Origin of the sequence: Sphingopyxis sp. LC363 (assembly GCF_000756385.1) — a bacterium.
In the GTDB taxonomy this organism is placed as follows: domain Bacteria; phylum Pseudomonadota; class Alphaproteobacteria; order Sphingomonadales; family Sphingomonadaceae; genus Sphingopyxis.
In genome coordinates this window covers 1-11220 of the sequence record NZ_JNFC01000050.1, presented here as the reverse complement: position 1 = coordinate 11220, position 11220 = coordinate 1, and the positions used below count along the sequence as shown (strand labels likewise).

Annotated in this window: 8 protein-coding genes and 2 tRNA genes; 3 read left to right on the top strand and 7 right to left on the bottom strand. The window is 67.8% G+C overall.

Annotated elements, in window-relative coordinates; all coding sequences use genetic code 11:
- Positions 1-210: 210 nt before the first annotated feature.
- Complete coding sequence (locus FG95_RS16495) at positions 211-2412, top strand: dehydrogenase E1 component subunit alpha/beta (RefSeq protein WP_037557295.1); 2202 nt, start codon at positions 211-213, stop codon at positions 2410-2412.
- Positions 2409-3461 (top strand): ACP S-malonyltransferase, encoded by a 1053-nt coding sequence (locus tag FG95_RS16490; protein WP_037557293.1) that lies wholly within the window; start codon positions 2409-2411, stop codon positions 3459-3461. Before FG95_RS16495 ends, FG95_RS16490 begins: the two co-directional genes overlap by 4 nt.
- A 168-nt stretch (positions 3462-3629) precedes the next feature.
- Here FG95_RS16490 and FG95_RS16485 read toward each other — a convergent pair whose 3' ends face one another.
- The 7 genes from FG95_RS16485 to FG95_RS16455 all read right to left on the bottom strand — a co-directional run bounded on the left by FG95_RS16485 (position 3630) and on the right by FG95_RS16455 (position 10483).
- Positions 3630-4283: a response regulator transcription factor gene (locus tag FG95_RS16485; protein ID WP_037557298.1), complete on the bottom strand. Its 654-nt coding sequence runs from the start codon at positions 4281-4283 to the stop codon at positions 3630-3632.
- Between the two features lie 103 nt (positions 4284-4386).
- Positions 4387-4461: transfer RNA gene (locus FG95_RS16480), tRNA-Glu, on the bottom strand.
- A 50-nt stretch (positions 4462-4511) separates the two neighbouring features.
- Positions 4512-4587 (bottom strand) — tRNA-Glu (locus FG95_RS16475).
- A gap of 104 nt (positions 4588-4691) precedes the next feature.
- The gene (gene recJ, locus FG95_RS16470; RefSeq protein ID WP_037557292.1) at positions 4692-6458 is read right to left on the bottom strand and encodes a single-stranded-DNA-specific exonuclease RecJ; all 1767 of its coding nucleotides are present in this window, start codon (positions 6456-6458) and stop codon (positions 4692-4694) included.
- Positions 6455-7969, bottom strand: coding sequence for a PH domain-containing protein (locus tag FG95_RS16465; RefSeq protein WP_037557290.1), 1515 nt, complete (start codon positions 7967-7969; stop codon positions 6455-6457). The genes recJ and FG95_RS16465 overlap by 4 nt, the downstream gene beginning before the upstream one ends.
- Positions 7966-8496, bottom strand: coding sequence for a PH domain-containing protein (locus tag FG95_RS21155; RefSeq protein WP_037557288.1), 531 nt, complete (start codon positions 8494-8496; stop codon positions 7966-7968). Before FG95_RS21155 ends, FG95_RS16465 begins: the two co-directional genes overlap by 4 nt.
- A gap of 25 nt (positions 8497-8521) precedes the next feature.
- The gene (locus FG95_RS16455; RefSeq protein WP_037557285.1) at positions 8522-10483 is read right to left on the bottom strand and encodes an alkyl/aryl-sulfatase; all 1962 of its coding nucleotides are present in this window, start codon (positions 10481-10483) and stop codon (positions 8522-8524) included.
- Positions 10484-10548: 65 nt separating this feature from the next.
- Here FG95_RS16455 and FG95_RS16450 point away from each other — a divergent pair, with 65 nt between their 5' ends.
- Positions 10549-11037, top strand: a complete 489-nt coding sequence (locus tag FG95_RS16450) for a flavodoxin family protein (RefSeq protein WP_037557283.1) — start codon at positions 10549-10551, stop codon at positions 11035-11037.
- Positions 11038-11220 lie beyond the last annotated feature (183 nt).

Here is an 11220-nt window from a genome sequence, read left to right as displayed (position 1 = left end):
GTGTCGGCGGCGGCCGACGTCTGGGCGATCCACATGGATATCATGTTGAAAAGATGATCTCGCCCCGCTCGCTCATTGCCGATCTTGGTAGCGCGAGCGTGCTCCGCAAGGCAAGAGATGCTTGCGCGCCGAACTGCCCCGTTCTAGCGCGCGGAAAAATCGGCCGGTTCGTTACAATGGAAACCACCGGCCGCGCGACAGGAGAGACAGGTGGACGCGGCGCAGGCGGTACATGAAAAATTCCTTGGTGCGCTGGCGAGCGGCAGACTGCCCGGCCGCGCCGATGCACCCGACCCCGCCGCGGCCGGCCTGTCGCGCGGCGACGCCACCGACATTTTCCTGTCGCAGCTGACGAGCCGCCAGATGGACCGGCTCTCGCGCCATCTGCAGGCGCGCGGCGAAGGTTTCTACACGATCGGCTCGTCGGGGCACGAAGGCAATGCGGCGGTCGCGGCGGCGCTGCGCGTCACCGACATGGCCTTCCTCCACTATCGCTCGAACGCCTTCCAGCTCCACCGCGCGCGCCAGCTTCCCGGCGGCACGCCGACATGGGACATGCTGCTGAGCTTCGCCGCGTCGTCGGAGGATCCGATCTCGGGCGGGCGGCACAAGGTTATCGGGTCGAAGCCGCTCAATATCCCGCCGCAAACCTCGACGATCGCCTCGCATTTGCCCAAGGCGGTCGGCGCCGCCTTTTCGATCGGCATCGCGCGCCGCCTCGGCATGACCGGGCTGCCGCTGCCCGACGACGCGGTCGTGCTCGCCAGCTTCGGCGATGCCTCGGCGAACCATTCGACCGCGCAGGGCGCGTTCAACACCGCTGGTTGGGCGGCCTTCCAAGGCTCGCCGATGCCGTTGATCTTCCTGTGCGAGGATAATGGTATCGGCATTTCGACACGCACGCCGACCGGCTGGATCGAGGCGCAGTTCCGCAACCGCGCGGGTCTCCACTACATCAAATGCGACGGTACCGACCTCGTCTCGGCCTATGCCGGTGCCATCGAAGCTGCCGATTATGCGCGGCGCACGCGCAAGCCCGTGTTCCTCCACATGGGCACCGTCCGCCTCTATGGTCACGCCGGATCGGACGTGCAGGGCGCCTATCTGCCCAAGGCGCTGATCGAGGCCGACGAGGCGCGCGACCCGCTGCTCGCGGGCGCTGCGCTGATGGTGGAGCATGGCTGGATGAGCGCGGCCGAGATAGCCGACGCCTATGAAGGGATCGGCGCGACGCTCGCGCGGCAGGCCGAAGCGGCGATCCTGCGTCCGAAGATCACCACGTCCGCGCACGTCATGGCGAGCCTGATCCCGCCGAAGCGCGACGTGGCGCGGGTCAACAGCCCGTCGGACGAAGACCGCAAGGCGATGTTCGGCAGCGACGCTGGGCAGATGGACAAGCCGCAGCATATGGCGCGCCTCCTTTCCTGGGCGCTCGCCGACCTGATGCTCGCGCACAAGGAAATCGCCGTAATGGGTGAGGATGTCGGGCCGAAGGGCGGCGTCTACAACGTCACGGCGAAGCTCCACCAGCGCTTCGGATCGGCGCGGGTGGTCAACACGCTGCTCGACGAACAGGCGATCCTCGGACTCGCGATCGGCATGGCGCACAATGGTTTCCTTCCGATGCCTGAGATCCAGTTCCTCGCCTATGTCCACAATGCCGAGGACCAGATCCGCGGCGAGGCGGCGACCCTCAGCTTTTTCTCCGACGGGCAATATAGCAATCCGATGGTCATCCGCATCGCGGGGCTCGGCTATCAAAAGGGCTTCGGCGGCCATTTCCACAACGACAACAGCCTCGCGGTTTTCCGCGACATTCCCGGCGTCATCCTCGCTGTGCCATCGAACGGGCGCGACGCCGTGGCGATGCTCCGCGAATGCGCGCGGCTCGCGCGCGAAGAACAGCGCGTGATCGTCTTCGTCGAACCGATCGCGCTCTACATGACGCGCGACCTTCACGAAGAGGGCGACGGCCTGTGGACCAGCGTCTACGAGGCGCCGGGCGAAGGTGCGCCGATCCGCCTCGGCGACGTCGGCGTCCACGGCGACGGCACCGACCTCGCGATCGTCACTTACGGCAATGGATATTATCTGTCGCGGCAAGCCGAAAAATTGCTCGCCGACGATGGGGTCAAGGCGCGCGTGATCGACCTTCGCTGGCTCGGCCCGGTCGACGACGCGAAGCTGGTGGCGGCCGTCGGCGATGCGCAGCGCATCCTGATCGTCGACGAATGCCGCATCACCGGTTCGCAGAGCGAAGCGTTGATGGCGGCTTTCGTCGAGCGGGCTCCAGACAAGAAGCTCGCGCGGATCGCCGCCGACGACAGCTTCATCCCCCTCGGCAAGGCGGCGACGCTGACGCTGCCGAGCCGCGATTCGATCTATGCCGCCGCGAAGGAGCTGATCGCATGAGCGGGCGCAAGACCGCGATCGTCGTCGCCTCCGGCCGCGGAACCTATGGCAAGGGCGAACTCGGAAGCATCGCGCGGTTTCACGGTGCACGCTTCGGCGAACTGATCGCCGATTTCGATGCGCAGCGCCGCGACCGCGGTCAGCCGACGGTCACCGAACTCGACGGCGCCGACCGCTTCAGCGTCGGGGTGCATATGCGCGGCGACGTTGCGGCGCCGCTGATCTACACCGCGACCGCGCTCGATTATCTGAGCATCGACCGCGACAAATATGACATCGTCGCGGTTCTCGGCAATTCGATGGGCTGGTACAGCGCGCTCGCACTCGGCGGCGCGGTTTCGGTCGAGGACGGCTTTCGCATATCTAACGCGATGGGCCTCAACAGCCAGACACACGGTCCGGGCGGGCAGATTTTGCTGCAAGTGGTCGACGAGGATTGGCGTCCGGTACCCGGGCTGCGCGAAATGCTGCTGGACCTTGCCGCGGCGATCGACACCCGTCCGGACCACGCGCTCGCGCTGTCGATCGACCTCGCCGGCATGCTCGTGCTCGCGGGCAATGAGGAGGGGCTTGCCGCGCTGCTCGCCGAAGCGCCGCCGACCCCGGCGCGCGATCCGTTACGCCTCGCGGGTCACGGCCCCTTCCACACCCCGCTGATGTTCGGCAGTTCGGACAAGGCCCGGGCCGAGCTGCCCGCTGCGCTTTTCGGCCGCCCCGACATTCCGATGGTCGACGGCCGCGGCCATATCTGGCGCCGCTTCTCCAGCGACCCGGCCGAGATCTGGGATTATACTTTCAGCCACCAGATTCTCGCGCCTTATGATTTCGCGCTGTCGGTGCAGGTCGCGGTCAAGGAATATGCGCCCGACGCGATCATCCTGCCCGGCCCCGGTGACACGCTCGGCGGCGCGATCGCGCAATCCCTGATCGGCGTCGGCTGGCAGGGCATGACAAGCAAGGCCGATTTCATGGCGCGGCAGGCGTCGGACCCCATCCTGCTCTCGATGGCGCGCGCCGATCAGCGAGGGCTGGTTACCGGACAGCGATAGGGCCGGCAGAGAGGAACGTCCCTGCCGGCCCTGTTGTTTGCCCGGGGTCAGGTGGGGTTGACCCCGGGCGGATGAACGGCAGCGCCAATGGGGACCAACTCAAGGGCGGTACACCGTTCATTTTCCTTATAGGCGCACCGCGCGGCACCTGGCCGGGTTCCCGTGCGATCATGCACCGAAACGGACCCGATCGCCCGGCGCGGCGCGCGCATATTCGGCGGTGAACTGCAATCGCAACAGTTCGGCGACATTGCCCGCTCCGGCGCGGCGCATGATATTCGCGCGGTGCACCTCGACGGTGCGCGGGCTGAGGTCGAGCCGCCGCGCGATCGCCTTGTTGCCGAGCCCGGCGGCGATCGCATCCAAAATGTCGCGCTCGCGCGGGGTCAGCGCCGCCAGCCTCGCTTCGGCCTCACGGTGCCGCGCGAGCGCGCCTTGCGCCGCGTGCCAGTCGGCAAGCGCCGCGTCGATCGTGCGCCGGACGAGGCGGAGGTCGAGCGGCGCGGGCAACAGATCCTGCGCGCCGCCGCGCAGGATCGCGCGCGATTCGGCGATACTGAGCCGCTCGGCAGCGACGAAGGCGAAGATCGCGGGGCGCCCCGCGATCCGTTCGAGCAGCGCCGTGCCGTCGGTTCGTCCCGGCTGGCGCCAGCGAAAAAGCAGCACGCCGGACAGATCGTCGCCCTCGGCCTCGATCCACGCGTCGGCGCTCGCAAAGCTGCGAACGACCCGCGCATGACCTGTGGCAAGCGTGCGGAAACAGGCCGCCCGTTCGACAGGGTCGGGCAGGATCAGATGGATATGGCCCCCGCTTTCGGTCACGCTGCGATGCTGCGCGCGGAACGATCGGGCCGACAGCGCGAAAGGATCGGCGGCGGCGCCATATCGGCGCGTTTTCGAATTTCGCGCCCCGCGTTCCGGATTTTGGTGACCCCTACGGGAATCGAACCCGTGTTTCAGCCGTGAGAGGGCCGCGTCCTGACCGCTAGACGAAGGGGCCTTGGGTCGGAGATTTTGCTGGAGAAAGGAGCCGACCGCTCCTGTGACCGATGGTGACCCCTACGGGACTCGAACCCGTGTTTTCGCCGTGAAAGGGCGACGTCCTAGACCGCTAGACGAAGGGGCCGTCTGATCGGTGAGCGGGCGCCTTAGACGGGCGTTTGGACGCGGTCAAGCATGGCGACGCCGCCCCCGCGCAAAAATATTGCGCGGCACCCGAGCGGCCCGCCCCTAGTCCGCCCAAGCGGCATCCTCAAGATGCAATTCCGCGGCGGGGCGGCTGCCCCAATCGTCCCGTTTTGCGCGGCCCGCGAGCCATAATTTGCGCCCGCGCGCGTGGAGCAAGGCCTGTCCCAGCTCGGTCTCGGCGCTCCTAAAGGCGATCGCCTTGAAGCGCGCGCCATCGTCACCCGACACGATCAGGCGGACATGGTCGGTGCCGACGATGCCCGATTCGACGATTCGCACCGGGCCGGTCGCGACGCGCGGTGCGGGCCAGCCGGCGCCATAGGGACCCGCGCTTTCGATCGCGTCGCACCACAGCGGATTGATCCCGCGCGGCGCGAGCACCGCGTCGATCAGCAGCGCCTTGTCGCCGCTCGCGCGCTCGACGTCGGCGGCGAGGCGGTCATTGAGGAACGCGCCGAGCGCATCGACCTTGTGCCTTTCGACCGTCAGCCCCGCCGCCATCGCGTGACCACCGCCCGCGACGAGCAGGCCCGTTTCCTTCGCGGCGAGGATCGCGGCGCCAAGATCGACGCCCGAAATCGAGCGCCCCGACCCCTTGCCGGTCCCGTCCGCATCGACCGCGATCACGATCGCGGGACGGTGCAATCTCTCCTTCAGGCGCCCGGCGACGATACCGATCACGCCTGGATGCCAGCCCTCGCCCGCGACGATCGCGACCGGTGCATTGCCGCAGGCGATGCTTGCCTCCAACGCCTGTTCGAGCACCGCCGCCTCGATCGCGCGGCGTTCTTCGTTCAGCCGGTTGAGCTCGGCAGCGATCTCCGCCGCCTCCTGCGGGTCGCTCGTCGTGAGCAGCCGCACGCCGAGGTCGGACTTGCCGACGCGCCCGCCGGCATTGATCCGCGGGCCGAGCGCAAAGCCCATGTCGCTCGCGCTCGGCGGCTTGGTGAGCCGCGCGGCGTCCATCAGCGCCGCAAGTCCCGTGTTGCCGCGCCGCGCCATCACCTTCAGCCCCTGCGTCACAAGCGCGCGGTTGAAGCCGGTGAGGTGCGCGACGTCGGCGACGGTCCCGAGCGCGACGAGGTCGAGCAATTCGATCAGCGCGGGTTCGTCGCGGCCCGCGAAAAAGCCGCGTGCGCGAAGCGTGCGGAGCAACGCAGCGCCGAGCAGGAAGGCGACCCCGACCGCGGCGAGATTGCCGTGGATCGCGGCATCGGCTTCCTCGTCAAGCCGGTTGGGGTTCACGAGCGCGAGCGCCACGGGCAGCGTCGTCGCGCACTGGTGATGGTCGACGACGATCACTTCGACCCCCGCCGCCTTGGCCTCGGCGATCGCATCGAACGCCTGCGCGCCGCAATCGACCGTGACGACGAGCTTCGATCCCGCCTCACCGATTTTGACGAGCGCGGCGCCCGACGGGCCATAGCCTTCCATCAACCGGTCGGGGATATAGGCGCCGACGGGAAGGCCGAACCCGCGCAGCAGCCGCACGAGCAGCGCCGCCGAGGTTGCGCCGTCGACGTCGTAATCGCCAAAGATCGTGACGGCCTCGCCCTTCTCGACCGCGTCGGCGAGCCGCGCGGCGGCGGCGTCCATGTCACGGAACAGTGAGGGATCGGGCATGAAGCCGCGCAGCGTCGGCGTCCGCTGCCGGTCGAGATCGTCGCGCGCGACGCCGCGCGCGAGCAACAATTGCGTGACGAGATCGTCGGGCGCGAGATTTTCGCTGGCCATGTCGGCGCTCGCCCGCCGCCAGTGCCACGGTTGGCCGGCGATCGAGCGCGTGATTCCAAGCGCCGCATCACTCATCGCCGCGCCCTCGCGACCAGAATGCGGGTGCGCAGCGCCTGCGCCGTGGCGGCCGGGATCGCCGGAATTTCATGGCTGACGAGCGAGCTGCCGCCCGGCACGCCGAACACCAAAGTCGCGAGGCCCAGCGGGCGCAGGATAAAATCGCTCTTGAGGTCGATGCTCTGCACCGACGCGTGCGGCAGCAGGGTCGTCTTGGGCTTCCATATTCCGCGCCGGATCGCCACTTGCTCGCCAAGGTCGGTCCAGCGGTGGAAGCGCGCGCCGAACAGCGATCCCGCGCCGATCAGGAGCCCGGCGACCGGACCGAGCCAGCCGAGCGGCTGGCCGAACGACACCGCGATCAAGCCGCCCGTCGCGGCGCCGACCGCGCCGATCAAGCCGCCGAGCGCGACGATGCGATGGCTGCGCTGCCATGTCGCATCCGCGCCCGGCCGCGCGATCGCGATCTCGTCCAGCACCGGGTCGATTTCGGCCAGCTTGCCGAAGGGGACGACCTGATGGTCGCGCTCCTTCTCGCCATCGCTCGCAAGGCTTTGCAGACGAAGCTCGTGCCAGCCGAAACGCCGGCGAAACCAGCCGGTGACAAGGATCGCCGCCTGCACGCGCTTGACCGGCACCGCGACGTCGGTGCGCGTCGTCAGCCCGCGGGTCCGGCGCAGCGCGCGCGGCTCGCGCGTCAGGCGGAAATCCCAGTTGGCGAAGACCATCATCGCGATCCCGCTTACGAAACCGATCAGCAGCAGCGACAGCGCCGCGCCGATCCCGGCGACCCAGCGATGCGCGAGCAGCCACTGATCGAGGCCATAGCTTTCGGCGATGTCGATCCAGTCCACCGGATTGAAGATATTGAAATCGAACGGCAGCAGGCCGTCGAAAAACTGCATCGCGGCGCCGACCACGGCCAGCGCGGCGAGCGAGAAGTTGAACAGCCCCGCGGTCAGCAGCCGCCCCGGACTCATTGCGAAGAGCAGCCGGTCTTCGGGCGCGGGCGCCGTATCGGGGGCGCCCGCCGCGACGACCGTCGCCGCCTCGCCGCTGCGGTGCGCGCGGATCGTCGTGCGCAGCGCCTGCGCAGCGTCGAGCGCGATCGCGTTGAGGCTCGCGTCATTTTCCTTGCCGCCCGCGCCGGTCTCGAACCCGACTTTGGCGATCCCGAACGCGCGCGCGACCAGCCCCTGTTCGATGCTGACGTCCTGAATGCGGTCGAAGGGGATCGTGCGGTGCTGGCGCGCAAAGACGCCGCTTTCAATCACCACCTCATCGTCGCCGACGAGGAAGCGGAAACGCAGCCACTGAAACCAGGCGGCGAGCAGCGAGATCAGCAGGAACGCACCGATCGCCGGCACGATCCAGATCCAGTTGCCCGTAAAACCGAGCGCAGCCACCGCGGGCAGGAAGTTGAGCGATTTCGGCCCGAGCGCGACGACCGCGAGCGCCAACGTCGCGGGGTGCAGCCGCTGCCAGCGCGACTCGTCGTCCGGCGCGGCGAGGGCGGCGGCGCCGGTCATGCGAAGTCGGTCTGGATATGGCGGCGGATCGTCTCGCGCATCGCCGCCGCGAGGTCGCTGGGCAGTCCCGGCAACGTCACCGTGCTGTTGTGCGTGCCAGAAGTGTGGACAATCAGATGCGACAGACCGAACCAGCGTTCGATCGGCCCCTGCCCGACGTCGATATGCTGGACGCGCACGAAGGGCACGATCGTATCGGTGCGGAACAGCCAGCCGCGCGCGACGCGCAAGTGCCCCTCGCCGATCTTGTAGCCCCACCGCGACACGCGGCGCGACGGGAAACTGACGATGATGACGATCGCGATCAGCCAGGCCAGCGCGGTGATCAGCCCGTACGGCCCCTCGATATGGCGGATCAGCAGCGCGTCGAAAACGCTGGCACCGATCGCCAGCGGGATCAGGTTGAGCGCGGTCGCGATACGCAGCACTTTCGCGTAGGCCGGATCGACCGGGTGCAGCCCCTCGGCGGCGTTCAACGCCTCGGCGTCGAAGGGATCGGTCGGATGCGCGGCGGGCGTGTCGGTCATGCTCCTCCGTTAGCGTCTTATATGACTATGGCACAACCACATTGAAGCGCGGGTCGGCGGGCGGGTGGAGCGCGAACCACGACAGAAAGGCTTGCCGATCGCCGTCGATGCGGATCGCACCCGACTGGATCAGCGCGGGGAATTGCGCGCGCGCCATCATCGCTTCGTCGAGGATCTTGCGGTCTATCGTGATCGTCGCGGTGGGGGCCGGGTCGGTCACGCCATAGCGCGGAAATTCGACCCCGCCGCCAACGACGACGGCGACGCTTTCCTTGCTGTCGGGCAGGATGAACTGGAAAACCCCCCTGAGCGCATTTCCTTTCGCGGCGTCGAAGCGCGTCGCGAGCGCATCGAAAAAGACCACGGTCGGGATCGCGCTGACGAAGCTGCGGCTCTGCCCATTGCTCGTCGCCGCCTCGACCGCGTTTCCGCGCAGGCTAGCGGCTCCGGCGAGATAATAATTCCGCCACGCCCCAGATTCGGCCTGATAGCCCATCTGGTCATAGGCTGACGCCAGCGCCGCGCGCGCTTCCTTGTTGCCGGGCTCGGCGAAGACGAGCTTGTTCAAAAGTTCGGCCGCCCAGCGATAATCGCCCGCCTTCAGCGCCGCCCGTCCCGCCGCAAGCAGCTTGTCGGCCCCGCCCGCGAGCGCGACATATTTGGGCGCCGATTGCTCGGGCGGCAGCGGATTGAAGTTCGCCGGATTGCCATCCCACCAACCGAAATAGCGCTGGTACGTCGCCTTCATGTCGTGGTTGAGCGTGCCATAATAGCCGCGCGTCGAAAAATCGGCCACCTGCGCCGGCGCCTCGGGGGTTTGGTCTGCGAGTTCGTGCAGCGTCGCGCCGCGGTTCGCGAAGAAGAGCGTGCGGTCGTGGACATAACGATAGGCGTCGCGCTGGTTCGCGAGCAGCGCCGACACTTCGCCCGCGCCCCACGTCGGCCAATGGTGCGACGCCATCGCGACCTCGGCCTTGCCGCCCCATTTCAGCAACATCGCGTCGATCACCTTCGACCAGCGGAGCGCATCGCGCACCTGCGCACCGCGCAGGGTCAGGATATTGTGGAGATTGTGGGTCACGACTTCGGTCGTGTGCAGCGCCTTATAGGCGGGGATGTAGAAGGTGAACTCCGACGGCGCCTCGGTGCCGCCCGCGTCGAGGAATTCGAAGGCCAAACCGTCGATCGTCAGCGTGCCGCCCTGTTCGCCGACCGTCTCGGTCGGTTCCATATAGCCGATCGTCCCCGACGACAGCTTCGGGCCCAGCCCCGTGTCGACCTGGCCCGTCGGGCCGGGTGCGAGGGTCGCGCCGAACATATAGAGCGCGCGCCGTCCCATCGCGCCGCCCGCAAGGACATTCTCCGACGTCGCTTCCTCCGAAAAGCCGTGCGGCGCGATGATGCGGATATTCTCCGCCTTGACGCGTTCGGGCGTCACGATCCCGCCGACACCGCCGAAATGGTCGCTATGACTGTGCGAAAAAATCACCGCCTTGATCGGCCGCTTGCCCGATTTGGCTTCGACCGTATCGGCGAACAGCTTCCATCCGGCTGCCGCCGCTTCTTCGGACAAGAGCGGGTCGACGACGATCCAGCCGGCCTTGCCGCGGATGATCGTCATCACCGAAATATCGTAGCCGCGGACCTGCCAGATCTTGTCCGGCACCACTTCGAACAATCCGTGCACGGCGTTGAGCCGCGCCTGCCGCCAGAGCGACGGATTGACCGTATCGGGCGCCTCCCGGGTATCGAGGAAGACATAGGGCCGCCGGTCCCACACGGTCCTGCCGTCGGCGGTCTGGATCAGCCCGTCCGGAATCTCGGCGATCTTGCCGCGCGTCGCGTTGGCCGCGTCGCGCGGATCATCGAGCGGCAGACGCTTTGCCAGCTCAGCCTGCGCGGCGCGGGTCGCTTCGCTCGACGGGTCCTGTGCGGCAACGGTAAAGGGCAGGCCCGCGACAAGCAGCAGGGCGGTCCATCGGCGCATCGTCTCTCTCCCCCATATTTCGGGGCAGCTTGCGCCGCGCCCTTCGGCTTGGCAAGCATCGCCGCATGACCGGCACGCCGCACCTCCTCATCGTCTGGCACAGCCGTACCGGCGGCAGCAAGGCGCTTGCCGAAGCCGCGGCCGAAGCCGCCGCTACGGCAGCGCAGCTCGTCGCGGCGGACGACGTCACGCCCCAGCTTCTGCAGGCTGCGGGCGGTTACCTCTTCGTCGGCCCCGAAAATCTCGCCGCGCTGTCCGGCGCGATGAAGGAGATGTTCGATCGCTGCTATTATCCCTGTCTGGGGAAGCTCGAGGGCCGTCCCTATGCGACGATCATTTGCGCGGGGTCGGACGGCGAAAATGCCCAGCGCCAGCTCGACCGCATCGCCACCGGCTGGCGGCTGAAACGCGTCGCCGAGCCGGTGATCGTCAATACGGCGGCGCAGACGCCCGAAGCCATCCTGGCGCCGAAGATCATCGCACCGGACCGCCTTGCCGAAGCGCGCGACATGGGCGCTGCGCTCGCAGAGGGGATTGCCGCGGGGATTTTTTGAGGACGGGCGTTCGCTGCGACCGCTTTGGGGTGGAGAGCGGACGTTGCGGCAATTTAGCCCCTCCCCTTCAGGGGAGGGGCAACGCAGACTTGGCAGCTTGCTGCCTAGTCGTAGTGGGGTGGGGTCTATCGGCCTTGCGCAAGGCCGATAGACCCCACCCCCAACCCCTCCCCTGAAGGGGAG

Excerpts from the sequence above, each read along its gene's own strand:
- FG95_RS16455 (WP_037557285.1), bottom strand. The coding sequence starts at position 10,483 with ATGCGCCGATGGACCGCCCTGCTGCTTGTCGCGGGCCTGCCCTTTACC.
- FG95_RS16490 (WP_037557293.1), top strand. The coding sequence starts at position 2,409 with ATGAGCGGGCGCAAGACCGCGATCGTCGTCGCCTCCGGCCGCGGAACC.
- FG95_RS21155 (WP_037557288.1), bottom strand. The coding sequence starts at position 8,496 with ATGACCGACACGCCCGCCGCGCATCCGACCGATCCCTTCGACGCCGAG.
- FG95_RS16450 (WP_037557283.1), top strand. The coding sequence starts at position 10,549 with ATGACCGGCACGCCGCACCTCCTCATCGTCTGGCACAGCCGTACCGGC.
- recJ (WP_037557292.1), bottom strand. The coding sequence starts at position 6,458 with ATGAGTGATGCGGCGCTTGGAATCACGCGCTCGATCGCCGGCCAACCG.
- FG95_RS16465 (WP_037557290.1), bottom strand. The coding sequence starts at position 7,969 with ATGACCGGCGCCGCCGCCCTCGCCGCGCCGGACGACGAGTCGCGCTGG.